At 36.8% G+C, this 26,383-nt stretch carries 21 protein-coding genes and 1 pseudogene; 8 read left to right on the forward strand and 14 right to left on the reverse strand.

Going from position 1 to position 26,383, the window contains the following annotated elements:
• Positions 1-102 precede the first annotated feature (102 nt).
• On the forward strand, positions 103-681 hold the full coding sequence (locus AC6F34_RS02100; RefSeq protein ID WP_500768489.1) for a biotin transporter BioY: 579 nt from the start codon (positions 103-105) through the stop codon (positions 679-681).
• A 61-nt stretch (positions 682-742) separates the two neighbouring features.
• Here AC6F34_RS02100 and cyoE read toward each other — a convergent pair whose 3' ends face one another.
• Both cyoE and AC6F34_RS02110 read right to left on the reverse strand, forming a co-directional pair.
• Positions 743-1,669 (reverse strand): heme o synthase, encoded by a 927-nt coding sequence (cyoE, locus tag AC6F34_RS02105; RefSeq protein ID WP_500768491.1) that lies wholly within the window; start codon positions 1,667-1,669, stop codon positions 743-745.
• 118 nt (positions 1,670-1,787) lie between these two features.
• Positions 1,788-2,696 (reverse strand): lysylphosphatidylglycerol synthase domain-containing protein, encoded by a 909-nt coding sequence (locus tag AC6F34_RS02110; protein WP_500768493.1) that lies wholly within the window; start codon positions 2,694-2,696, stop codon positions 1,788-1,790.
• A gap of 173 nt (positions 2,697-2,869) precedes the next feature.
• Here AC6F34_RS02110 and AC6F34_RS02115 point away from each other — a divergent pair, with 173 nt between their 5' ends.
• Positions 2,870-3,382: a YhcN/YlaJ family sporulation lipoprotein gene (locus AC6F34_RS02115; RefSeq protein ID WP_500768495.1), complete on the forward strand. Its 513-nt coding sequence runs from the start codon at positions 2,870-2,872 to the stop codon at positions 3,380-3,382.
• 107 nt (positions 3,383-3,489) lie between these two features.
• On the opposite strand, the gene AC6F34_RS02120 is transcribed toward AC6F34_RS02115, so the two are convergent.
• From AC6F34_RS02120 to AC6F34_RS02130, 3 genes are all read right to left on the reverse strand, one after another.
• Positions 3,490-3,693, reverse strand: a complete 204-nt coding sequence (locus AC6F34_RS02120; RefSeq protein WP_500768497.1) for a DUF6501 family protein — start codon at positions 3,691-3,693, stop codon at positions 3,490-3,492.
• A gap of 1,228 nt (positions 3,694-4,921) precedes the next feature.
• The gene (locus AC6F34_RS02125) at positions 4,922-6,565 is read right to left on the reverse strand and encodes an AMP-binding protein (RefSeq protein ID WP_500768499.1); all 1,644 of its coding nucleotides are present in this window, start codon (positions 6,563-6,565) and stop codon (positions 4,922-4,924) included.
• Between the two features lie 162 nt (positions 6,566-6,727).
• Positions 6,728-7,492, reverse strand: a complete 765-nt coding sequence (locus AC6F34_RS02130) for a VOC family protein (protein ID WP_500768501.1) — start codon at positions 7,490-7,492, stop codon at positions 6,728-6,730.
• A 262-nt stretch (positions 7,493-7,754) separates the two neighbouring features.
• Between AC6F34_RS02130 and sda the strand changes: the two genes are divergently transcribed.
• Positions 7,755-7,874, forward strand: coding sequence for a sporulation histidine kinase inhibitor Sda (sda, locus tag AC6F34_RS02135; RefSeq protein WP_500770083.1), 120 nt, complete (start codon positions 7,755-7,757; stop codon positions 7,872-7,874).
• 140 nt (positions 7,875-8,014) lie between these two features.
• Here the strand turns inward: sda and odhB are convergent, their stop codons facing one another.
• From odhB to AC6F34_RS02170, 7 genes are all read right to left on the reverse strand, one after another.
• Entirely contained in the window at positions 8,015-9,268 is a 1,254-nt protein-coding gene (gene odhB / locus AC6F34_RS02140) for a 2-oxoglutarate dehydrogenase complex dihydrolipoyllysine-residue succinyltransferase (RefSeq protein WP_500768503.1), read from the reverse strand.
• A gap of 18 nt (positions 9,269-9,286) precedes the next feature.
• On the reverse strand, positions 9,287-12,103 hold the full coding sequence (locus AC6F34_RS02145) for a 2-oxoglutarate dehydrogenase E1 component (protein WP_500768505.1): 2,817 nt from the start codon (positions 12,101-12,103) through the stop codon (positions 9,287-9,289).
• Positions 12,104-12,406: 303 nt separating this feature from the next.
• A complete protein-coding gene (locus AC6F34_RS02150; protein WP_500768507.1) occupies positions 12,407-12,733 on the reverse strand; it encodes a DUF3889 domain-containing protein in 327 nt (108 codons plus the stop codon).
• Positions 12,734-13,021: 288 nt separating this feature from the next.
• Complete coding sequence (locus tag AC6F34_RS02155; protein WP_500768509.1) at positions 13,022-14,026, reverse strand: ABC transporter ATP-binding protein; 1,005 nt, start codon at positions 14,024-14,026, stop codon at positions 13,022-13,024.
• Between the two features lies 1 nt (position 14,027).
• Positions 14,028-15,041, reverse strand: a complete 1,014-nt coding sequence (locus tag AC6F34_RS02160; protein ID WP_500768511.1) for an ABC transporter ATP-binding protein — start codon at positions 15,039-15,041, stop codon at positions 14,028-14,030.
• A gap of 15 nt (positions 15,042-15,056) precedes the next feature.
• On the reverse strand, positions 15,057-15,980 hold the full coding sequence (locus AC6F34_RS02165) for an ABC transporter permease (protein WP_500768513.1): 924 nt from the start codon (positions 15,978-15,980) through the stop codon (positions 15,057-15,059).
• A 12-nt stretch (positions 15,981-15,992) separates the two neighbouring features.
• On the reverse strand, positions 15,993-16,895 hold the full coding sequence (locus AC6F34_RS02170; RefSeq protein ID WP_500768515.1) for an ABC transporter permease: 903 nt from the start codon (positions 16,893-16,895) through the stop codon (positions 15,993-15,995).
• Positions 16,896-17,139: 244 nt separating this feature from the next.
• On the opposite strand from AC6F34_RS02170, the gene AC6F34_RS02175 reads away from it, so the two are divergent.
• Positions 17,140-18,720 carry a glutathione ABC transporter substrate-binding protein gene (locus AC6F34_RS02175; protein ID WP_500770085.1) on the forward strand — a complete coding sequence of 527 codons (1,581 nt, stop codon included), beginning with the start codon at positions 17,140-17,142 and terminating at the stop codon, positions 18,718-18,720.
• 241 nt (positions 18,721-18,961) lie between these two features.
• Here AC6F34_RS02175 and AC6F34_RS02180 read toward each other — a convergent pair whose 3' ends face one another.
• Positions 18,962-21,136 (reverse strand): beta-propeller domain-containing protein, encoded by a 2,175-nt coding sequence (locus tag AC6F34_RS02180; RefSeq protein WP_500768517.1) that lies wholly within the window; start codon positions 21,134-21,136, stop codon positions 18,962-18,964.
• A gap of 521 nt (positions 21,137-21,657) precedes the next feature.
• Between AC6F34_RS02180 and AC6F34_RS02185 the strand changes: the two are divergent.
• Positions 21,658-21,927: pseudogene (locus tag AC6F34_RS02185) on the forward strand (transposase); the annotation flags it as partial.
• A 401-nt stretch (positions 21,928-22,328) separates the two neighbouring features.
• On the opposite strand, the gene AC6F34_RS02190 reads toward AC6F34_RS02185, so the two are convergent.
• Positions 22,329-22,460, reverse strand: coding sequence for a hypothetical protein (locus AC6F34_RS02190; protein ID WP_500768519.1), 132 nt, complete (start codon positions 22,458-22,460; stop codon positions 22,329-22,331).
• A gap of 426 nt (positions 22,461-22,886) precedes the next feature.
• Between AC6F34_RS02190 and qoxA the strand changes: the two genes are divergently transcribed.
• Genes qoxA through qoxC form a run of 3 tightly spaced genes read left to right on the forward strand, consistent with a single transcriptional unit; the run spans position 22,887 to position 26,383 of the window.
• The gene (gene qoxA / locus AC6F34_RS02195; protein WP_500768522.1) at positions 22,887-23,789 is read left to right on the forward strand and encodes a cytochrome aa3 quinol oxidase subunit II; all 903 of its coding nucleotides are present in this window, start codon (positions 22,887-22,889) and stop codon (positions 23,787-23,789) included.
• A 51-nt stretch (positions 23,790-23,840) separates the two neighbouring features.
• Entirely contained in the window at positions 23,841-25,787 is a 1,947-nt protein-coding gene (qoxB, locus tag AC6F34_RS02200; RefSeq protein WP_500768524.1) for a cytochrome aa3 quinol oxidase subunit I, read from the forward strand.
• Positions 25,787-26,383, forward strand: coding sequence for a cytochrome aa3 quinol oxidase subunit III (gene qoxC / locus AC6F34_RS02205; protein ID WP_500768526.1), 597 nt, complete (start codon positions 25,787-25,789; stop codon positions 26,381-26,383). Before qoxB ends, qoxC begins: the two co-directional genes overlap by 1 nt.

A 26,383-nucleotide genomic window follows, 5' to 3' on the forward strand; every position in this document is an offset into this window, starting at 1 on the left:
ATTTATGTAAACTTAAATTAAAAATAAGTTGACTTAAAACGGATGTAATTTTAAAATAAAAATTACACATACAAAAAAAGTTAACTCTTTGGGAGGTCAATTATGAATGTACATCAAGTAAAGCTTCGTTCAATGATTGTCACATCTTTGTTTGCTGCCATCATCGCAATTATGGCTCAAATCGTTATTCCATTGCCATTAGTACCAATAACTGGACAAACTTTGGCTATTGGACTAGCAGCAACCATTCTCGGAAGTAAGTATGGAACAATCTCTGTTCTTGTATACTTAGCTATTGGGAGTGCTGGTGTACCCGTGTTTGCAGAAATGTCGGGAGGATTAAGTAAACTTGTTGGCCCGACAGGAGGATTCCTTGTTGGGTTCATCCCAGCTGCTTTTATAATGGGATATTATTTAGAGAAAACAAAGTTTACATTGCCACACGCATTAATAGCCAATTTAATTGGTACATTCATCACGTTAATATTCGGAACAGTTTGGTTAAAATTTGGAACTGGTTTGACATGGGTACAAGCCGTAGCTGCTGGATTCACTCCATTTATTATCGTAGGAATTATTAAATCTTTCTTAGCTGCATGGATTGGATTAATTGTTCGTCATCGATTAATATCTGCAAAACTCTTGTATACGAATAAGCTTTATCCACAAAAAACTGCATAGAAAACATACGTAAAAACGTGCAACGAAATGTTCGCACGTTTTTTACTATTTATATGTTTATTTATTGTAGGAAAAAGATTCCTACTAATGAATAGATGATCACTGTAGAGAATAATGCTGTCATATGAAAAAGTGAATAGAGAAATAATGACTTTGCCCATTTCTCTGAATCCATTTTATGATAACCGTAAATGCTTAATACTAGCCAACCACAATTCAAAATTAGCGCAACTAGCATTAAACCACTGCTTAATTTCCAAAACAATAAACTAGAAGCAATTAAGATAATTAAATAGATATTCGTTTGTAAATACGTTCTCCGAATCCCTTTTACAACCGGTAGCATAGGCACATTCGCTGCTTTATAATCATCATGTTTACGAATTGCAATAGCATAGAAATGTGGCATTTGCCAAATAACTGTGATGATAAAAAGACCGAGTGATGCAGGGTGAAAAATGTCATTAGAGATTGTTGCCCAGCCAATTAATGGTGGCATCGCACCTGAAATGCTTCCAACCTCAGTATTATAAATGGTCGTTCTTTTCGTCCAAATCGTATAAGGCACTGTATATAAAAACAGCCCTAATAGTCCTAAAACGGCCGCTAGAAAAGAGGCAAGATACAATAAGACTGACCCTAAAACCGTCATCGTGATAGCCAATGCCATGACAGATTTCGGAGCAATCTCTCCCGTTACCGTAGGTCTGGACTTCGTTCTTTCCATAATGGAATCAATATCACGATCATACAAATTGTTAAAGGCTCCAGCCGCCCCAATAATCAGTGCTGCACCGATAAGACTTGAGAGTATTTGCGGAAATAATGCAATAAATGATTCTTCATACGTATAAAGAGCTAAAGTAATCCCTGCGAACATCGGAATTAAATTTGACTTAATAATTCCAGATTTTACGGTCGCAGATAATAGTTTTGGATCGAAAAAGCGTCGAGCTTGAACCGTTTCATTCCGATTATGTTTTTTCATGATTCTACTATAATCCTTTGCATTAAAATAAGTTTTTAACATTATTGTGATGTTATCATTACATTACAATAGTGTAACACACACACACTGTAACCCCAAACAAAAGATTCTATGAACCTCACCGTTTTCTTTTGATCCATAGCTTATATAGAACAAATGGTGAGCTCACAAGTACTGGAAGAATATAATAACTCAATCGGTACAGCATTAGAATCAGTAAGGTTAATTCAGTCGGAATGCCCTTCGCTTCCATACCTAATAAAAAGACTAGATCAAATGAACCAATTCCACCAGGTATCATACTAATAATTCCTGCACATGATGCAAGCACGACAATTGGTAAAATTGACAAGATTGAGATCGTGACACCTAATATATTTGTAATCCCCCATATACAAAGTACGACAAAGATCCATTCAAATAAAGAAATAAGCATAAGCTCAAATATAAAGCCCTTTTTAAACACATGAAAATTCCAAGATTCTTGTCGAATAAAAAAGGTCACAAGTAAGATTGGAGTATATGTTGAAATGGCAATTACCGCGATTTTTACAATTTTCAACTCATCAAATAGTGAAAAATCAGTAAATAAAACGCATAATGCGAGTATCGATAAACCGCTTAAGTAAAACAAAGACAACTTCACAATAATTTTAAAAAATGGCTTAGAGTCATTCACATAGTCACGATAATAATATGACCGCAATGTAGCACCTGCAACACCTCCAAATCCAACTAAATTCGAAAATGCATTTGCGGATAATGAGTACATGAACAGCTTTTTCTTTGGTATATGGATATTAAATAGCTTTAGTAATATCACATCGTAGTAATACATTGGATAGATCGCTATGATTCCCAAAATAATAATAAGTAGCACTTGTCCGATTGAAAGCATGTCCACATACATGGCAAGCAACTTCCAATTAAAATCGACAAAGATCTCCTTTGCTTCATAACAAACAACAAAGATAATAAACAAAGGGAAGATTACTTTGAAGACATTCATTAATGGTTTAAACTTCAATCATTTCACCTAATTTCTAAAAAACATCCTATTTATTACCCACTATATTCATCTAAATAGGACAATACGATAATTTATCTTTAAAAATCTCCAGATTCTAAAGAATAATTATTGCCTTTGCACAAAAGCTAACACTGTAATGCAATTTAAACATGATTTGGAGGGCCATAAAGATGATTAAAAAAATATTAATTCTTAGTTTCGCAGCACTAGCGATGACAGGTTGTAATGCAAATAATGACTACGGTCTGCCGAACGATAATCAGAACCAAGTTGACACAGTAAGAGTACAAGATCAGAGTCGTCTATTAAATCCAACTCGAATCAATGATCCAGCAAATGAAAACGAATCTAGAATGGAGGTTGCGGATTTAGCTGCAGAACAAATCATAAAAATGGATGAGATTGACCATGCCAATGTAATCATTACTGGTGAAAGCGCATATGTTGCGGCTACTTTAGAAAATAATGGATCTCATTCTTTGACGAATAGATTGGAAGAAAAAATCGCCGATCAAGTAAAATCGGTTGATCAAAGAATTGATCAAGTTTATGTGTCTGTTAATCCTGATTTTTATGATCGTATGGACACCTACGCCTCAGATATTCGTGATGGAAAGCCTGTCAGTGGCTTTTTTGATGAATTTACAGAGATGGTTCAACGAGTTTTTCCTAATCGCCATTAAAGTCGATTTGTAATCATTCTAAACACAGAGATAGCCGACAAAGAACTCGTTATGAAAACGAAATCTTTGTCGGCCTTATAATAACAATACAATAACAATATTAATTGTTAAGCTTCTTCGAAATAGTCTTTATAAAAGCCACTAACTTTTCCAGAGTTATCTACAATGAAGTAAAATTCTTCAGTTTCATTTTTTACATCATATTCTTTTCCTTCTGTTAAAGCACGATTAACGATATATTTCGCTGCATTTGTATGTATACATTTCACCTTTTTTATCGAGTCTTTATCATTCCATGATAAATGATTCATTTTAGAACACTCCTTCAATTCACGATGCTTATTTTAGTATAAAGAAGTTTACCCCACTTCTGCAAGACTGTATTATTGATTATTTAATTTTCTAATATGCAATGTGAGTTCCCTAACATATTTAGCATCTAAATGTTTTCGTGTCCCCGCAGGATTTCAGTAGCATAATACTTAGGTGGAGCAATTTAATGCTTCTTTTTCGTAAATGTGAAAAGTTAGAACAAGCATACTCTCTCCTGTTGAAGTCGGCAGTTCTAAAAGTTGGTCGATCATGTCTGTTAATATAACCTTCCCTGTCCAGTAGATACTCCAGAACAGCAAATGGAATATTATAAACACCCCCTTTTATTGAGCCACCACATTCAAGATTGTCCGCTCTTTCCTCATCAGGAGCATGGAATGTATAATTTAAAGTGTAACCTTCTAGCATTCCAATAAAGGAGATTTCCTTAAAGTATCGCTCAACACCAGCCAAGCGAAAGCGTTCATCATCCATGCATGATCCGTAAGCAAAATATTGAACTTTTTCTCGCTTCCCTTAAAAAAGTTGATATACTTTCCAATCGTCTTCTCTTATGACATCATTTTCTCCATACAAACGTGTGGTTGTGGTTGTATAGACAAATGCCGATACCACACCTTGATCTATTGTTACAGATACGATTTCACGATTATATAGATTTTCTTCTTTTCTTCTCGTCCTTCAATATAGCCTTCTAGCTCATTGATTACTTGCCAGCTCTCGCCTTTTTACTACATACAATTCACCGTAAACCTTTCAATCACGACCTCCAATAGTTAAAAAAAGATACCCTTCCCCAATGTCGTCTGAGAGTCTCTTATTATAGTAAAGCCCATCGATAACCATGTAGACAAAGTCGGAAATCGACTTTGTCTGCACTCTACAATCAAGTGACAATACTTGGCTGTTCGTATTTTGGATACCTTTTTAGATTAACTATTTTTGGGGGAAAGTTCAATTGAGGCCTCTTTTAAGTGGCTTTTATTAGAATACAATCGGTGGTCATGATCTTTTTTACCTTCACTTCGTAATTCTTTCATTCTATTATTCACTATCGATGAATTGACATATACATCATACATATTAAAATCACTCCTTCAATTTTCTATCTTCAAGAACCATTTTACAATCGTTTGCTTCCTGCCACATTAGCAGTAAGATTGAAAAGGCTTAAGTCTTCAGACTGAAATTTGAAGGAGCTCATTGTTATACTGTTGAATCAATTAACTTAACTGTTGATTCTTTCAATTTATATTTTTGAATTTTTCCAGATGCCGTCATCGGATAAGCATTTGTAAACTCAATATATTTAGGAATCTTATGTCGAGAAATTTTCCCATTGCAATATGCTTTTATATCTTCTTTTGTACAAGCGACGTCTTCTTTTAGAATAAGCCAAGCTGCTACTTCTTCTCCATAAACTTCATCTGGAACCCCTACTACCTGCACATCTAAAACTGCAGGGTGAGTATATAAAAACTCTTCAATCTCCCGTGGATAAATGTTTTCTCCCCCACGAATAATCATATCTTTAAGCCTTCCAGTTATTCTACAATAACCATTTTCATCCATGACCGCTAAGTCACCTGTATGCAGCCAACCTTCTTGATCAATTGCTTCTTTAGTTGCTTCTTCATTTTTGTAATAGCCTTTCATCACATGGTAACCACGAGTACAAAGTTCACCTTGTACACCATTTGGCACTTCATTGCCCGTACCCGGTTCTGTGATTTTCACTTCAACTTGAGGCAAAGCTCTTCCTACTGATTCTACACGTAAGTGGAGAGGATCATCCTTGCGTGTTTGTGTAATCACAGGTGATGACTCTGTTTGCCCGTAGCAAATAGTTATTTCTTCCATCCCCATCTTCTCAATGACGGCTTTCATTATTTCAATCGGGCAATTGGAGCCTGCCATTACACCCGTTCTTAATGAAGATAAGTCATATGTATTGAAATCAGGATCATTCAGTTCGGCAATAAACATCGTTGGTACACCGTGTAAAGCTGTACATCTTTCATCAGCAACAGTTTGAAGCACTTGCTTTGGACTGAATTCTTGAATTGGAACCATCGTAGCTCCAACGGATACTGCTGTCATCGTACCTATAACACAGCCGAAGCAATGGAAAAAAGGTACTGGTATACAAAGTCGGTCTTCTTTTTCTAAATTCATGCAACTTGCTATATTAATAGCATTATTGACGATGTTGGAATGTGTTAACATTACCCCTTTTGGAAAACCTGTTGTTCCAGATGTATATTGCATATTAATAACATCTTCCGGATCTAGCGCCTCTATTCTATTTGATAGTTCTTCATCCGATACTTCCTTGGAAAAAGAGATTAACTCTTCCCAACTATATGTTCCGGAGTAGGCTTCTTCACCTAATACAATTATATTTTTCAAATACGGTAAGCGATCACAAGAAAGTTCACCTTTTTTATTCATTTTTAAATCAGGAACAATTTCATATAACATATCTATATAAGAGTTGTCACGATATTCAGGCATTAGGATTAATGTTGTTACGTCAGATTGCTTCAACAAATATTCCAATTCTGCAGTTCGATAATTTGTATTAACTGTAACAAGTACCGCTCCCATCATTCCCGTTGCAAATTGTGTTGTTACCCATTCTGGCCTGTTTGATGCCCATATGGCAATATGTTCACCCTTTTTAATTCCCAGTTTCATTAATCCCTTTGCCACTTGACTGCATGATTGATTAAACTCGGCATAAGATAGTCGTAATTCTCGATCTGCATAAACGAGAGCCTCATGATTCGGATGAAGTTTTGCTTTTTCTTCCAAAAGCCTTCCGACTGTCACACTTCGTAAATTCGTCAATACTTTTCCTCCTCAACGCAAGTCATTGCACTTTGTGTCTGTGATGCTACATTCGAACAGAGAAGTAAAGCGCTTTCAATTTTATGTTATCATAAAATATAGAATATTCAATCTTTTAGTCGCATACAAGTAGGTGATTTCATACACCTACTCTGTTTAATGTTATTTATATAAGCCACCAAACATATAGACTTCTCCTTCATTGAGGTTAGGTTCAAAAGTGATTGCGCAAGGACGATCAGATTTCAAGGCGACATCACCTTCTTCTTCATTGAAACAAATAGATACATTTCCAATAGAAAGAATTGCGGATCTCTCACCTTTTAGCTTCTCCTCTTTTATTGCAAATAGCTTTGACCAATTTGTGACAGCTTCCTTTAAATTGTTTGTAACATATTGAACAGAACTCACTTCGCATTGTACCATTTGTTCATCAATCATCTGTAATGCTTTAAGCTCTTCATACCGCTCCTCATCTGGTTCATTCCATTGAATAAAAAACGGATAAGGTAAACTCTCAAGGTCTTGTTTTATAAAAAGCATCTTCCACTGAATCGTCTTCCCATCTTTACGAGTTCTTTGACCATTGAATATGGGATATGTATGAAAGCCTCTTCTTTCAATGGTTTGTTGCAAGCTTGTTATATCCGTCGTTCTAAAACAAATCTGACCGAAGCCTCCCCCTATATGCAAATCATGCATCAGTTGCTGAATGAGGGGGTTATTTGATTTCATTGCTTTATCTTCGTCCTCAACTGCTAAATATTCAATATAAGAGGACTTTAAGTATAGTAAACTGTTATAGCTTCCCCACTCAGAATGACTTCCTCCATTCACAGCTTTAATTCCTAGCTTTCTCCATTCCGAAACCGCAGTATCAGGATGTTCTTTAATAAAGTGTACAATGTGATCAAATAGAATTTTCATTATAGCTCTCCTTATTTATATAGGTGTTTATCATTCATTTGCATCCATTTTAACATAATGACTACTGGCAGCCTCCGTATGATCAAAGTTGGAAAATGACAAATATTGCTGAATCTTGACGAAAAGAAAACAAAACTGACATTTTGATGATAATGATTCAAAATAACGGCTTTTGGGTTTTCAAAACACTCTTCATCCGATACAATGATAAAAAGATAGAAAATTCAATCCAAATTGCCAGGAGGTATGCATATTGAAGATTATGAGTAATGAACAGTTGGTCGTCTCGTATCGTGATGCATTAAAGACAGGCACAGATAAGGAATGGATTCTTTTACTTAAAACAGAAATACAAAAAAGAGGCTTAAAACCATTTAAATAACAATCATCTTTTTGAAAGAGCGAGGGCAACCCTCGCTCTTCTTATTTGTATAATACAATCGTATATGATCAATTATCCACAAAAACCTGTAAGCTATCTCCTAGAAAGGATTTAGCTTACAGGTTTTAATATTGCTTTATTTAAGCTTCGAATAATAATGATTCTGGATCTTCAATTAGCTCTTTAACTCGTTTAAGGAATGTAACTGCCTCTTTACCATCTACGATACGATGATCGTATGAAAGAGCAATGTACATCATTGGACGGTTTTCCATTCTTTCTGCATCAATCGCAACTGGACGTAATTGAATCGAGTGCATACCTAAGATACCAACTTGAGGTCCGTTAAGAATCGGCGTTGAAAGCAATGATCCAAATACTCCACCATTTGTGATTGTAAATGTTCCACCTTGTAGATCAGAAATCGCAAGCTTATTTTCTCTTGCTTTCTTTCCTAATCCCATAATGTCTTTTTCAATTTCAGCGAAGTTTTTACGATCAGCATCACGAACAACTGGTACGACTAAGCCTTCGTCAGTTGATACAGCAACACCGATATCATAGTACTTTTTAATTACAAGTTCATCGCCTTGAATTTCAGCATTCAACATTGGGTTGCGTTTAAGAGCAGCAACTACTGCTTTTGTAAAGAAAGACATAAATCCTAATTTAACATCATTATCTTCTTGGAATTTGTCTTTACGTTTTTTACGTAAGTTCATCACATTCGTCATATCAACTTCATTGAAAGTAGTTAACATAGCAGAAGTTTGTTGAACTTCAACAAGACGTTTAGCAATCGTTTGACGGCGACGAGTCATACGCACGCGCTCAACTAGCTTATCATCTGCTGCTTGAACCGCTGGAGTTGGTGCAGCTGCAGGCTTAGGCGCCTCTGATTTAGCAGCAGCTTGACTTGCTGGATTAAATGATTGAACATCTTGAGCACGAACACGGCCAAGTGGATCGATTGTAGGCACTTGTGTTAAATCGATACCTTTTTCTCTAGCTAGTTTACGAGCAGCTGGAGAAGCAACTGTTTGTGATTTTGATTTTTCCTCAGTAATTGGTGCTGCTTGCTTCTCTTCAACTTGAGTTTGAGGCTGCTCTTTCACTTCTTGCTTAGGCTCTTCAGTTTTTGGAGCACTTGCACCGCTTCCACTTTCATCAATAAGTGCAATTGTATCTCCAACGTTTACTGTGTCACCTTCTTGGGCTTTTAGCTCAGTTAACACACCGCTATATTCAGAAATAATCTCAACATTTACTTTATCTGTTTCTAATTCTAAAACAAATTCCCCTTTGTTTACCTGTTCACCTGGCTGTTTTAGCCACTGTGCTACCGTACCTTCTGTAATCGATTCAGCTAATTCAGGAACTTTAATTTCTGCCACCTTATTTATCCTCCTTTGTTACTTGCGCGTTAGGGCTTCGTCAATAATTCTAGCTTGCTCTTTTTTATGAACATTCGGGTCACCTTCGGACGGACTTGAACGACGTTTTCGCCCAATGTAGGTTACATCTACTCCATTTGCTACCTGTATTAATCTAGGCTCAACAAATGACCATGCCCCCATATTCTTAGGCTCTTCTTGTACCCAAACGATTTCTTTTACATTTTTATATTTGCTTAAAACTTCATTAATCTCATTGAATGGGAAAGGATAGATTTCTTCCACACGAACGATATGAAGCCAATCTGTATTTTCAACAGACTTCAATTGCTCTGCCAAATTGATTGCAATCTTACCTGAAGCAAAGACTACTCTCTCAACTTGTTCTACCTTTTCCCCTAAACCTGGCTGCTCAATAATTGGCTTAAACGAGCCTTCGCTTAAGTCTACACTACTTGATGCAACAAGTGGGTTACGTAGTAGACTCTTCGGTGTCATGATTACTAACGGACGTACTTCTTCCCTTTTCAAAATCGCTGCTTGTCTTCGTAAAATATGGAAGTACTGAGCAGAAGAAGTTAAGTTTGCAACCGTCCAGTTATTTTCTGCTGCAAGAGATAGGAAACGCTCAAGTCTAGCACTTGAATGCTCTGGTCCTTGCCCTTCATAACCGTGTGGAAGTAGCATAACTAGTCCAGATTTTTGTCCCCATTTCGCTCTACCAGCTGCGATGAACTGATCGAACATCACTTGTGCAGAGTTTGCAAAGTCACCGAATTGTGCTTCCCATAAAACTAATGTTTCAGGTGCAAAAACATTATAACCATACTCGAATCCTAATACAGCCATCTCAGATAACGGGCTATTATGAACAGCAAATGATGCCTTCGCAGAATCGATTTCATGCAAAGGAGAGAACGCCATTCCATTAGTATGGTCATGCAATACAATATTACGATGAGCAAATGTACCGCGCTCTGAATCCTGTCCAGTTAAACGGATTGGTGTTCCGTCTGATACGATGGAAGCATATGCCAATGTTTCTGCCATTCCCCAATCAATTTTCGGATCATTTGACAGTGCACTTGAACGTCTTTTTAATATTTTCGCTAGCTTTTCGAAAACCTTGAAGTTTTCTGGCCATTGTAGCAATTCATCATTAATACGCTTTAACTCGTCGATAGAGATCGAAGTATCGATCGTTCCAAACCCTTTTTCAATATACTCAGGCAATGGAACCTCATTTGCTTCATGATTTTTTGAAGGAACCATTTCATAAGCCTCTGTTAGCTTACTTTGAATCTCTTCCTCTACCTTTTTCACGTCGCTTTCAGTAATGACCGACTGCTCAATCAGTTGCTTTTTATAAATTTCTTTAATTGTTGGTTGATTATGAATAATATTGTACATTAGCGGGTTCGTTGTCATTGGCTCATCCATTTCATTGTGACCAAAACGACGATAGCCGATTAAATCGATAAGGAAGTGTTTATTGAATTTCGTACGATATTCAATTGCTAATTTTGCAGCAGCCAAAACAGCTTCTGGATCATCTGCATTTACATGAAGAATTGGAATTTCGTACCCTTTTGCTAAATCACTCGCATATCGAGTTGAACGTGAATCAATCGATTCTGTTGTAAATCCGATCGTATTATTAGCAATAATATGAATAGAACCACCTGTTGCATATCCATTTAATCTACCAAGATTTAATGTTTCAGCAACAACTCCTTGGCCAGGGAATGCCGCATCACCATGAATGATGATTGATAAAGCACTATTAAAATCAACTTTTGGATAACCTTTTTCATCCCTTGTATCTTGGGATGCTCTTGTGTATCCTTCAACTACAGCTCCGACAAACTCTAGGTGACTTGGGTTACTTGCTAAAGTTAAGCGTGCCACTGTTGTATTTTCAGCCTTGATTTGTTTATCTAATCCAAGGTGGTATTTAACGTCACCTGTCCATCCATAGCTAATACCGATTGATCCTTCTGATGGTACTAAATCTTTGTTTGGCGCATGTTGGAATTCAGCAAAGATCATTTCATACGGTTTTCCTAATACATGTGCAAGTACGTTTAAACGACCTCTGTGAGCCATCCCAATATTAATCGTTTTCACTCCTGATAATACCGAAGATGAAACAACCTCATCTAACAACGGGACCATCGTATCTAAACCTTCAATCGAGAAACGTTTTTGTCCAACAAATGTACGATGAAGGAATTTTTCAAATTCTTCAACTTCAGCTATCCTTTTATATACTTTCGCCTTTTCAGCTTGTTTTAATGGAGTTCTTAATGCACTTGACTCGATCTTACGACGTAGCCAGTTTTTCTCATTCGCATCGTATACATGGTTCACTTCAAAAGCAATTGTACCCATATACACCGCTTTCAAATATTCAATCGCTTCCAAACCATTTCGCAATGGAATGTTTGCATCTGTACAAATTACTTTAGCAGGGATCGCTTCAAGATCCTTCTCTGATAATCCATATTGTTTTAAATCGAATAAATCAGTTTCTTTTTCACGATTGCCAAGTGGATAAATATCTGCTGCTTGATGTCCATATGTTCTGATTGTATCAGCTAAACGGATTGCAGCTAATGTTTTGTCTAATTGACCTGCAGTTAAATTTTCAACCTGTGTTGGTTGCGCTAAATCTTCAATAACTGGTGGGCCATTTTCTTCGAAGTACTGTTTCATTTCCTCATCTACTGAGGTTGGATCTTGTAAGAATTGCTCGTAAAGCTCGATAACATAGCCAAGGTTTGGACCGTAAAACCCTTGTTCAAAAGGCCCTGCACCGCTTAATGGCTTTTTCATGGAAAATTACCTCCAAGGCTCAATTAAATTCTACTATAATATGAATTCCATCCTTTTCGTTTATTTATTCGTATATGAATAAATAAGAATAATATTATTATTTAAAGGATAAAATGTTTCCAAAGCCATTTTAACACGTTAAAGCTACAGATAAAAGGATAAAAACATGAATATAGTGTAAATTCTTATAATATTTTTTCAAAAAATACTTTATATTAAAAAAACGAATAAAAAACCAACTGCATTTCCTCATATTGTAAAAACTTTGGAAATCAATTGGTAGTTTACATAATGTAATTATTGTTAATTGTTTGTTCTTTTGAATGTTATTTGTTTCACTTTTTCATTAGCTGTTTCAAATGTTATATCAATGTATAAGCCAAATTCTTTCCCTTCATCTTCTACCCATAATTTAAAGTGCTCGATAGACTCTTCGCCTCGAACCTCTCGCCCTATATGTAAGTAGTCTCTAATTTTTGCCTGAGGGTACTTCTCTTTTGCACTAAGGACAGCTAATTGCCCCCATTTTGCATACTTAGGCACTTCTGTATTAGCATTCGCTGTATTGGCTGGCCAATTAATAATGACCATTAGTAAACACAGTGTGTAGAATATCTTTAATGTCTTCAATATAGGTTCATCCTTTTCAAGTAAAATGAAATCACCCATAGTATGACCATCTTGACGAAAAAAATAGCCTACAAATGGCTTATATTGTTTGCAAATGCCTACAACAGACGTCATTTGGCATAGGTATAATTTTTTCTATTCTAGTTATCACCAAGAATGTACTCCAAGTCTTACAAAGGTTCCCAATAAGATCTGGAGCCTTTTACTGTTTTTAAAATCCCAATAAATAACATGTAGACAAAGTCTTAAAACGACTTTGTCTACATTCTGAGTAATTGTTACATAAAGTTATACTGTAACCGCTTTATTAGCCACTTCTTCTTCAACTACATGGCAAGCAACACGGTGTGTTCCTTCGTCTGTCACAATTAATTGAGGCTCTTCGCTTCTGCAGCGATCGAATGCCAGCGGACATCTTGTATGAAAGCGACAACCTTTTGGTGGGTCAATCGGTGATGGGACATCTCCAGAAAGAATAATTCTTTCTTTCTTCTCATCAATATTCGTGCTCGGTATAGCTGATAGTAACGCCTTCGTATAAGGATGTTGCGGGTCATTAAATAATGACTTTTTATCCGCAATTTCAACAATCTTACCTAAATACATGACGATAATACGGTCTGAAATATGACGTACTACTCCTAAATCATGTGAGATAAACAGATATGTTAAATTAAATTCACGTTGTAATTTCTTTAAAAGGTTAAGTACTTGTGCTTGTATCGATACATCTAGTGCTGAAACAGCTTCATCACAAATGATCAATTTCGGATCAACGGATAATGCACGAGCAATCCCGATTCTTTGACGTTGTCCACCACTGAATTCATGTGGATAGCGATCAACTTGATGATCACCAATTCCAACCGTTTGTAATAATTCAATTATCTTTTGGCGTCGTTCACTTTTCGGAACAACATTTTGGATTTTTAACGCTTCCTCTAAAATCTCACTTACCGTTTGACGTGGATTTAATGAAGCATATGGATCCTGGAAGATAATTTGTAAGTCTTTACGTCTTCTTCGCATCTCCGATTTTGATAAAGAGAGTAAATCCTCACCGTCAAATTGAATTTCACCAGAGTGCGGATTGTCTAATCGTAAAATCGCACGACCAGTTGTTGACTTCCCACAACCTGATTCTCCAACGATACTAACTGTTTCACCTTCTAGTACCTCAAAGCTTATATCATCAACCGCTTTAACATGATTGACCGTTCTTCCAAATAATCCCCCTTTGATCGGGAAATATTGTTTCAAATTCTTCACTTCTAGTAAAGGTTTTTGAGTCATTTTACTTCACAACCTCCTCCTGTTTTTCCCACTCATCTGTATAAATCCAGCATCTTACTTGGTCTCCATCTTCAGTCTTTTTCAATTCTGGCAACTGCTGTGTACAGATTTCTCTTGCATGCGGGCATCTTGGAGCAAATCGACAGCCTTCCGGTAAGTTAAATGGGCTAGGTACAGAACCGTGAATGACAGCTAAATCACCTTCAACATCTTCATCATGTTTTGGTACTGAATTAAGTAAGCCTACCGTGTAAGGATGTTTAGGGTCTTTAAAGATCGTTCGCATATCTGCATACTCGACTACTTTCCCACAATACATGACGGCAACTTTATCACACATTTCAGCAACAACACCTAAATCATGGGTAATCATCATTAAGGATGTTCCTAATTCTTTTTGCAAGTTTTTAATCAGTTCGAGAATTTGCGCTTGAATCGTCACATCGAGTGCCGTAGTTGGTTCATCTGCAATCAATAATTCTGGATTACATGCAAGTGCGATTGCAATCATTACACGTTGTCGCATACCGCCTGATAGTTCAAAAGGATATTGCTTCGCACGTTTCTCAGGTGAAGGAATTCCTACAAGCTTTAGCATATCAACCGCTTTCACCCAAGCATTCTGTTTCGATAATTTTTGGTGAATACGAATCGATTCAGCAATTTGTTCCCCACATGTTAATGTTGGGTTTAATGAAGTCATCGGCTCTTGGAAAATCATCGAAATATTATTACCACGAATTTTTTGCATTTCTTTCTTTGATTTCTTGACAAGGTCTTCCCCTTTAAAAACAACCTCGCCACCAACGATTTTTCCAATCGGCTCTTGTAACAATCTTAAAATGGATAGAGAAGTAATACTTTTCCCTGATCCTGATTCTCCAACAATCCCGATCGTTTTTCCTTTTTCAATCGAAAAATCGACACCATCTACAGCTTTCACTTCTCCATCGTCAGTGAAGAAGGAAGTTCTTAAATCTTTTACTTCTAAAATATACTCGGTTTTATTCGTCAACTTTCTTCACCCACCTTAATTAAGATCAATCCTTTTATTAATTAAACGATACGTAATATCTACTAGAGTATTAACAATTACAAATAGAACAGCACACACAAGTATCGTCCCTTGAACCATTGGGAAATCGTATGCTCGGATTGAGTCAATAATTAAGCGCCCAAGTCCATTGATTGCAAAAACAGTTTCAGTGATAACCGCACCACCTAATAGCCCACCAAACTGAAGACCTACTACTGTTACAACAGGAATCAATGCGTTTTTCAATGCATGTTTATATGTGACAACACGATCACTTACCCCTTTTGCATATGCAGTACGGATATAATCTTGGTCAATAACTTCCAGCATGCTAGAGCGTGTCATTCGAGCAATAATTGCTGCCCCTGCAGTCGCAAGCGTAATCGCTGGTAGTATCATCTGCTCAAATGTTCCCCAACCTGAGACTGGTAATATTCTAAACTGAACCGAGAATAGATAGATTAATAAAATCCCTAAGAAAAAGTTCGGTAATGATAATAATAGAAGAGCAGTGAACATTGATGAAACATCAATGAAGGAATATTTTCTCGTTGCTGAGATGATTCCTACAATTAAACCAGCAACAACTGCTAACACTGTACCAATTACGGCAAGCTGTACAGTAATCGCAAAACGCGATTCAAAAATCTCACTTGTAACAGATCGACCTGTTCTGATCGATTCACCTAAATCTCCTTTAATGGCATTTCCAACATAACGAAAATACTGTATATGCAAAGGATCATTCAATCCTAAATTTTCACGCATTTGTTCTACCTGCTCAGGGTTCGCACTTTCACCAGCCATAATTTGTGCTGGGTCACCTGGTAATAAATGCATCATTAAGAATACAGCTAAGGTTACCCCTATCATAACGGGAATTGTTTGAAAAATTCGTCTTAGTATATATAGAAACATTTATTTCCCTCCTTATTTTTTCGACTTCGGATCTAGAGCATCACGCAATCCATCACCAAATAGGTTAAACCCAACGACAACTAGTAAAATCGCCAATCCTGGGAATAAAGTAATATGAGGCGCTTGCGCTACATATGATCTACCAGTTGATAGCATTGATCCCCATTCTGGTGTTGGAGGCTGTGTACCCATTCCTAAGAAGGCGAGGGCACTAGCTGTAATAATTGCAGATGCAATATACAATGTAAATTGAACGATGATCGGTGACATAATATTCGGTAAAATATGCAGGAAAATAATCCTCATATCTTTTGCACCCATCGCCTTAATCGCATCTACATATTCAAGTTTTTTCACACTGAGCGTTGAACCTCGAACGATCCTCGCAAAGGTTGGGATAGCGAATATCGCAATTGCAATTATAACATTCGTCGTACTTCTACCTAATACACTTACAATAGCTAATGCTAATAGCATACCCGGAAATGCAAGGAGAACGTCACATATTCTCATAATCAACGAGTCTATCCATCTACCATAGTAACCAGAAATGATTCCTAGAAAGACCCCTACTATTGCACCCAGTACGGTAGATGTAATCCCTACCAATAATGAGACTCTAGCTCCATATAATATACGAGAGAGTATATCTCTTCCCATATCATCTGTTCCCAGCCAATGTTCAGCTGATGGAGTTTGCAGTTTATTTTGTACAGCAACAGCATTCGGATCGTAAGGCGCTAGAAAATTCGCTAAAATGGCCAATACGATGAAAAATAAAACAATAATAGCACCGACAATTGCTGCTTTATTTTTGAATAGCTTTTTTTTGAAAGTTTTCCACCTTGTAGACGTTGCATTCGGTTGTGGCGGAATTGCGACGCCAGCAGGCTGGACTTGTGTCTGTTCTTCCATTCAATTCATCCTTTCGAAATTAGTAAGAAATGTTGTGAATATTTTCTTAATAATCATATTAGCTAATATTCAGAAACAAAACAATAGTTTTTGTAATGAATTATTTATTGCAGTATAGCAAAAACACATTAATAATATTTTGCTAGAAAAAATATTCGAAAAATTGTATTGAAAGTTGAAAATTTTTCGATTACTATGATTAATGTAAGACAACCAAATATAAGGGGGAGTTCATTTGAGAAAAATGAGCAAAAACTGGTTATTGCTACTCCTAATGTCATTCGTATTGTTCCTTGCTGCTTGTAGCGGTAATTCAGGAACTAGTAATGAAGGCACTGAAGATGGAAGCGAAACTCCAGATGTAGAAGCAACAACAGGCGGAGATCTTGTATATGTAACTGGATCTGATGCACCAACACTTGACCCTCACGGGAACAATGATACGGCTACAACAACAGCTACATCTCAAATCTTTGACAGATTAACTGAGTATGCACCTGATGGAACTGTAGTTCCTTCATTGGCTGAAAGCTATGAGCCAGTAGAAGACACTGTTTGGGAATTCAAATTACGCCAAGGCGTTAAATTCCACGATGGTACAGATTTTAATGCAGAAGCTGTTAAACTTACTTTAGATCGTATTTTAGATCCTGAATTTGCTTCACCTCGTGCAGTTGTATTAAATATGATTACTGAGGTTGAAGTAATTGATGAGCACACTGTTCATATTAAAACAGAAGAGCCATTCGCTCCACTACCTGCTCACTTAGCACATAATGCAGGTTCAATCATTTCTCCAGCTTCAATTGAAGAAGAGAACAGTGGTGGAACTAAGATTGATGAACAACCAATTGGAACTGGTCCTTTCAAGTTTGAAAGCTGGAACCGTGGTGCAGAAATTAAAATGGTACGTAACGACGATTATTGGGATGGAGCACCATCTTTAGACACAATTACATTTAAAGTAGTTCCTGAGCAAGCTACTCGTGTAGCAATGGTAGAAACTGGTGAAGCAAACGTTATGCTAGTAGGTGCTTCAGATGTTACGCGTGTAGAAGCTATGCCAGACATTACACTTGATCGCGTATCTGGTACTCGTATGGATTACATTGGATTTAACATGAATGTAGCTCCTTTCGATGACATCCGCGTTCGCCAAGCAGTATCAATGGCAATCAATAAAGAAGATATCGTAAATGGAATTTTAGACGGTCAAGGTGTACCAGCAGTTGGACCACTTGCTCCAACAGTATGGGGTAACTACCAAGACCTTGAGCCACTTGGATATGACGTAGAAAAAGCTAAAGAATTACTTGCTGATGCTGGTCACCCAGATGGATTCACTACTACTCTATTTGTAAACGAAGGAAGCAAAGAACGTGCTGATATTGCACAGCTAGCTCAAGCTCAATTAAAAGAGATTGGCATTGATGTAAAAATCGAAATCATCGAGTGGGGTGCTTTCCTAGACAAGACTGCTGCTGGTGAGCATGAGTTATTCGTATTAGGATGGACAACTGTAACAGGTGATGCTGACTATGGTTTATACGCATTATTCCACTCTTCAATGCATGGTTCTCCTGGTAACCGTTCTTTCTACACAAACGAAAGAGTTGATGAGTTACTTGATGTAGGACGTTCTGCAACTGATGAGAATGCACGTTTAGATGCTTATAAAGAACTTTCAGAAATTCTTGTTGAAGAAGTACCAATGACTTACTTGATGCACCCTGACTTTGTACACGGTACAAACGGTGTTGCAGAAGGATTATTCGTAAACTTCAGTGGTACACCATTCTTCAAAGATATTAAAATGGCTAACTAAGCTAGATTCATAGGTAAAAAGCTGCTGAGATTGCAATCTCAGCAGCTTTTTTTAATGCTATTGCAATGTTCCTTTGGGTAGATATTCTCACAAATATGTTGTTATTTGCAGCGATTTAAAGCATAATCTATATAGCAATTATATTATTGTCATCACTAATTTGTATTGATATTTGTTCCGAATAGTAATTCTCTTTTACCAATGATATCCCAGTATAATAATGGATGTTATTGTAATTAAATTAAAATGCTTTCTCTCCTAACTTTACATTTGTCTGCTGGTCATACACAGAAACCATTTTATGAGAGAACGCATATATTTTATCTCCGATATAAACCATTCTGTTAATGACCCTATCCCAGTCTTCATACGTACCCTTTTTGTTTTCATGTGTGATTTGATTTTCCAATTGAAATCCTCTATCTTTGTCTATGTGATAAATATACGCCCCGTTATACTGATAGGTAACTTCCTCTTTACCTTCAACTTCTTTATAGATAGTAGCTGGAAATCCAAAGAGCTGTTTCTCCTTATGAAAAAGGAGCGATTTGTGATCATAGTTTAACGGCGAATAACTCCCTCTCCCTCCAATGATTTCAGTGAATTTCTCCTTAGGATGATGGAAATCTGAAACATCGAATAGTGAAAGCTTTAATCCTCCTGTTAGTACAATATTAGGTTCATTAGCATTTTTCGAAGGGACAACCTTTGTATCATAACCAAAACCAATTAAGTGATGTTCATCTAAAGGATGTAGGTAGTCACTGAAGCCAGGAATTTTTAATTCTCCTAATACAGTTGGGTTTGTTGGATCTTTTGCATCTATAACGAATAATGGATCGGTTTCTCTAAATGTAACGACATATACCATATCTCCCATAAATCTTGCAGAATAAATTCTCTCTCCCTTTGCTAAGCCTTCTACCTCACCTGTGAGATGTAAGTCTTCGTCATATATATATAGGTTGTTTTCCGATGGGTTTTGATCATTAAACATATTTCCACTTGTTGTGGCGATGCGGAAATATCCATTGTGTTCATCCATTGAAAACTGGTTCAATACTCTTCCTGGCACTGTTGCTGTACTAGACAATTCAACTTCAAGATCGTTGATATTAAACTTTAATAATGTAGTGTCAATTGAATGTGGAGCTGCAACATCTTCCATAACCATAGGCATCCATAATGAATGTGTTTCAGCAATATAAAGATGATCATTAGACATATAGATGTTCTGTCCACTTCCAATAAAACTATGAATAGAAAAAGGATAAGTTTCTTCATTTAAATCCACTGCACCTATATTTAAAAAATGATCTCCTTCTGAATCGGTTATAATCTGCAGATCATTTAAAGGAACATGCTTCCATTCACTTTTGTATCCATCTTCACGAAATGCAGGTCGCAAATCCACCTCTTCATTCTCTCGCAATATCCAATATTCTGGCATTTGTGAAGTTATTAAATAGATTTTCCCATCCATTAAACGTGAAGAATTAAGATAGCCCTCCATCTCCACCGTTTTCTCAACGGCTGGAGCTTGGCGATCTGTAATGTTATAAATGACAACCTTTGATACATTACGTTCAATAGGATCAGCATCCATTTTATTACCGCTTATTTTCTTGTCCATTACATAATCATTTCCTACTACTACAAGCTGATCTCCGTTCAGATAAAGCCCTTCACCATGAAAAGAAGAATCCAATGTTATTTTAGACAAGACATGTAATTCATTCGACTCTCCTGCATCAACAATAAATAAGTTTCTTCCATCTATATAGTAGAGAAAATCTCCATCAGTCTTTACTAAATCAGCTTCATCAATTCCTTCTACTTGTACATTTGTTTGTGAATAATCACTATCGCCTCCACTTTGAGCTGATGAATCATTAGAACCCGCAGTTTCCTGAACAGCTTCACTCTCTCTTCCATCGTAAGTAGGGAATTTAGCCTGTTCTGTTGCCTTTTGTGCAATTACGTTTAAAAAATATTCATTGATTTCGCTTACATCTTTTGGTGATCGTAACTGTTCAACGATCGTAAAAGACTGATTAATTTCTTCTAGCAATGTTCGCCCAATTGTTCCTTTTAAGTGCTCGGATACTGATAAAGTATACGTCTCTCCTATTATATACCCATTTTGTGGCGGATAAATTTTCACTGATCTACCACCTTGTAAAAGCTCTATGTTTGTCTCTATAACTTCTCCATTTTCGTTCTTGATTATAAATGCTTCCTTTAATTCATTCTTGCTAAGCTTTTGAGAAAAATCAATAATCCATGATTTTGTTGATGAAACTTTGACTTTTTCATCAGTAAATGTACTGATCACTTTAAAATCATTCATGAAATACCATGAAGCAAAACCAATCAAGCAAACGCCTAGTACGATCAATCCCCACCATTTCTTCATATACACAACCCGCCTTTTTATTTACTTTGACGGAAGATTTTAGAAATGGGTTACATATCAAATAAAAGTTTACACTAAATAAAAAATAAACTTCAATTAACATTAAAACTATTGTTACTAAAGCAGCGCTTACTAATTCTTTAGAAATAACAGCATTACTCTCTAATCTTCGCGTTCACAAAAATAGATGAAAGATCAACAAATATCGAATAGTGGAATACGCAATACAATAAGAAAAAACCATGAAGTAGATTCATGGTTTCAGACAGTAGCCAAACTATTAAATTTAGTTTGGCTACTGTCTTTTTTGGATTAAAATTAAAGGAGAGATGTTGATTATCGCTTAAGGCGAACGCTTTCCGCGGGCATGGCGTGAGCCGGATCGTCGCTATCGCGACGCTTCAGTCTCACCTGCCACGCTTTCCCGCAGGAGTCATCACCTTTCGCTCTAATTCATCTAATTTTTACTTAATTTTGAGGTGAAGAAACTTGATGACTAAAAATCAAAATACTGAACGTGAACCTTCGGTAAAAACTACGAGCGACGTTACCATGATTCAGATAGATTTGAACAGATTTTCTATCATATTTTAAGGGAGATCATGGATCATGGGCTACTACAGTCGGAACATATCTTTATTGATTCCACTCATGTGAAAGCGAGTGCTAACAAACAAAAACACACGAAGAAAGTTGTTCATAAGGAAAACCGTGCTTACGAAGAGAAACTTCAATTAGAACCCAATTTAGATCGCGAAGACCATGGCAAGAAACCAATCCAACCCAAACAATTGTAAATCCTGTTCTTTTTTATCAAAGTGCACAGAAAGTAAAAATCATCAAAAACTCATCCAACGCCATATATAGGCAGAGTATGTAGAAGATGATCATCTCACGCACTTTCATGAGATAAAAAGAAATCTATAAGAAGCGAAAAGAAACGATTGAACGAGTTTTCGCATACGTCGTGATTTGTCTCGTTAGTTCTCTCATAAACCGTGTGTTCTATTCCCGTCTTCACTATGGCCGAAAGCCTAGTCTGACAAGCGTTTTCAAAACAGTCTGTGGGTTTCACCTATATTAATAAGTCCTCTAAAAAAATGTAGACAAAGTCAGAAGTCGACTTTGTCTACAGTCTCAAACCATGAAGTAGATACATGGTTTTTTTACGTATATGGTTTGAAATTATTTATTACCAGTCTTCGGTCACCTTAAGCAATGTATCAATTTCAATGTGTCTGATTACTGTCTCATGATCGAATTCATCTTCAAGGTCTGATGTTTCTTGTAGAATCTCATCAATATCAGTCATTTGTAATTCCATAATCAGAGCACCTCCTGCTTGTTTATTTCTCAATTACAAAGTTCGAATAAAGTTTAATATTTGTGGGGGTTGTAAATATATATTTTATGGTTTCCCTTCTGTAACAGCAATCAAACGATAATTTCCATGAAATACCTGTGACTTTCGCATCATTTTCTCTCTTTAGAATCATCTTAGTTTTGCAACATTTCTCCACTGTGTTGACTTTTTAAATGTCCAGTAAATCGACTTAATTTCCAACGATTACTAGCACTCTTCATGAACATTCTGTGACGAAAAAATGGCTGTTTTCTTGAACATTTTGTGACAGGTATCACAATTCATTGTAATTAGTATGTGAAGATAATAACATAGTAACAGTTGCAATGTGTGATATTTGTCACACCAAAAATTTATAACTCTCTTGTTTGAAATGGAGGTTCACTAATGAAATTAAAATGGGCTGTACTTACATTGATCATCTCTGTTACGACATTTCTAGCAGGATGTGAAAAATTAATTGTACTCGACCCTAAAGGTCCACAAGCAGCAGTACAAGCAAAAGACATTATGCTATCAGCTGGAATTATGCTCTTCATCGTAATCGTTGTTTTTGTCATGTTAGCATATATGCTAATTAAGTATAGAGCTTCTAAACAAGACGAAGACTATGAGCCGCCACATATTGAAGGGAACCCAATTGTAGAAGCAATTTGTATCGGGATTCCAATTTTAATTGTAGCGTTTCTATCAGTCATCTCTGTACAAAGTAACTATAAAGTTGAAGCTACTCCTGAAGGTTATGAGGATAAAGAGCCTTTAGTCATCTATGCAGCTTCTTCAAACTGGAAGTGGCATTTCAGCTATCCTGAAGAAGGTATAGAAACATTAAACTACTTATATATTCCTACAGATCGTCCGTTAGAGTTTAGACTTTATTCTTATGGCACAATCTCAAGCTTCTGGGTTCCACAATTAGGTGGACAGAAATATGCGATGGCAGATATGGTCAATACATTGCATTTAGCTGCTGATGTTCCTGGGGAATACATGGGAAGAAACGCAAACTTTAATGGAGCTGGATTTGCAAAAAACACATTTGATGTTAAGGCAATGCCTCAAGGTGAATTTGATGACTGGGTTGAAGAAGTAAAAGCAACCGCTGACCCAATTAATGAAGATGAATTTATGAAACTATTAGAACCAGGTCATTTAGGTAGAATGACGTTTACTGGTACAAGACTTGATTTCTTGCCACCACCTTATGCAGAAAACGGTGGACATGATCATGGCTCTTCAAATGAAGACGATGATGAATTTAACTTTGATGATGATTCTGATCACCATTAATTATTAACCAATTAAATTAACAATCTTCCAATGTTGAAAGGAGATTATCGTATGGAATTCTTCGAAAGATTTGCCATACCTCATCCAAGTCCTGCAATTTATGCATCAATGGTTGCAATTGGTCTAGTGACAATTGCGATCATTGCAGGTTTAACTTACTTTAAAAAATGGGGTTACCTATGGAGAGAATGGCTTACAACTGTTGACCATAAGCGTCTAGGTATTATGTATATCCTAGCAGCGATTCTAATGCTCTTCCGTGGCGGAGTAGACGCAATTATGTTGCGCGCTCAATTGTCACAGCCTGAAAATAAACTTTTAGATGCACAGCACTACAATGAAATTTTTACAACGCATGGTGTTGTCATGATTATGTTCATGGCTATGCCATTCATTATCGGTTTTATGAACTATGTTGTTCCATTACAAATCGGAGCAAGAGATGTTGCATTCCCACGGTTAAACGCACTAAGTTTCTGGCTATTCTTTAGTGGAGCAATGCTCTTTAACATCTCATTTGTAATCGGTGGTTCACCAGATGCTGGCTGGACATCGTATTTCCCTCTCGCTGGAACAGACTTTAGTGAGTCGGTAGGTACGAATTATTACATGTTAGCACTGCAAATTTCCGGATTTGGTACGCTAATGACTGGTGTTAACTTCATCGTAACAATCCTGAAAATGCGTGCGCCTGGAATGACATTAATGAAAATGCCGATGTTCACTTGGTCTGCTTTAATTACAAACATCATTATTGTATTCGCATTCCCTGTATTAACAGTAGCATTGGCAATGGGTACACTTGATCGTTTGTTCGCTTCAAACTTCTTTACAACCGATAACGGTGGTATGGATATGTTATGGGCCAACCTATTCTGGGTTTGGGGACACCCTGAAGTATATATTTTAATCCTACCTGCTTTCGGTATTTATAGTGAAATTATCTCTACTTTTGCAAGAAGAAATTTATATGGCTATAAATCAATGGTTTGGTCCATGGTTGTAATATCCTTACTTTCATTCTTTGTTTGGGTACACCACTTCTTCACAATGGGTCAAGGTGCTTTTGTAAATAGTATCTTCTCTATTACAACGATGGCCATTGCCGTTCCTACCGGGGTTAAGATCTTCAACTGGTTATTAACCTTATGGAAAGGAAAAATTGTAGTAACAACACCAATGCTTTATTCCCTACTGTTTATTCCATTGTTCACAATTGGTGGAGTTACAGGAGTAATGCTTGGAATGAGTGCAGCTGACTATCAATATCATAATACGATGTTCTTAGTTGCCCACTTCCACTTAGTAATCATCCCTGGTGTTGTATTCGCAATGCTAGCAGGGTTAACATATTACTGGCCAAAAATGTTTGGTTTCATGCTAAATGAAAGACTTGGTAAAATTGCAGCTTGGATCATTGCCGCAAATACACTACTTGCGTTTATTCCAATGTTCTTCTCTGGTTTAGACGGGCAAGCACGCAGAATGTACACTTATTCTGAAGCAGCTGGATTTACAATGTGGAATGTTCTTTCGTTCATTGGAGCAGCTGGTTTAGCTATCGGTTTCATGATCATTGTATACAATATTTATTATAGCTACCGCTATGCACCTAGAGATATTGGCCCAGATCCTTGGGATGCACGTTCTCTTGAATGGGCAACACATACTCCAGTTCCAGAGTATAACTTTGCGATTACACCAACAGTTAAATCTAGTGAAGCTTTCTGGGATATGAAAAAACGTGGTCATAAATTGTTTGAGGGTAAAATCGAAAAGATTCATATGCCGAACAACAGTGGAATTCCAGTTATTAAAGCAGCAGTCTTCTTCGTATGGGGCTTCTCCTTTGTCTTTGCACTCTGGATTCCTGTCATCATTTCAACACTTGCTATCTTTGCACTAATGGCTTATCAGTCGTTTGAAAAAGATGATGGTCGTTATATTTCGAAAGAAGAAGTTGAAGAAACTGAAAAAGAGCTGGGAGGTAATAAATAATGAAAATTGATCACTCACTCCCTCTTGAATATAGTACTGAAGAAAATCGCATGAAGATTTTAGGTTTCTGGATTTTCCTTGGAGCAGAGATTATGTTGTTTGCTACTTTGTTCGCATCCTACTTTGTTTTAGCGGATCGAACTGGTAGCGGCCCGATCGGGGCGGATATTTTTGAACTAACACCAATCATGGTTGAGACGCTTCTACTCTTAACAAGTAGCTTCACAATCGGACTCGCAATTCATGCGATGAGACTTGGTCGTCAAAAAGCGATGCTAACGTTCTTTGGATTAACATTAATTCTAGGTCTCGCCTTCTTATCTGTTGAGATTTATGAATTTGTTCACTATGTACATGTAGGCGCTGGCTTACAAACGAGTGGATTCACAGCTATCCTCTTAACTACTTTAGGAACACACGGAGCCCATGTTGCCTTTGGATTGTTCTGGGGATTAGGAATCATGCTACAAATTAAAAAGCGTGGTTTAACAGCAAGAACAGCGAATAAATCGTTTATCTTCTCGCTTTACTGGCACTTCTTAGACGTTGTTTGGATCTTCATCTTTAGCTTCGTCTACTTGAAAGGAATGATGTAA

Source organism: Niallia sp. CD-39, assembly GCF_059874745.1.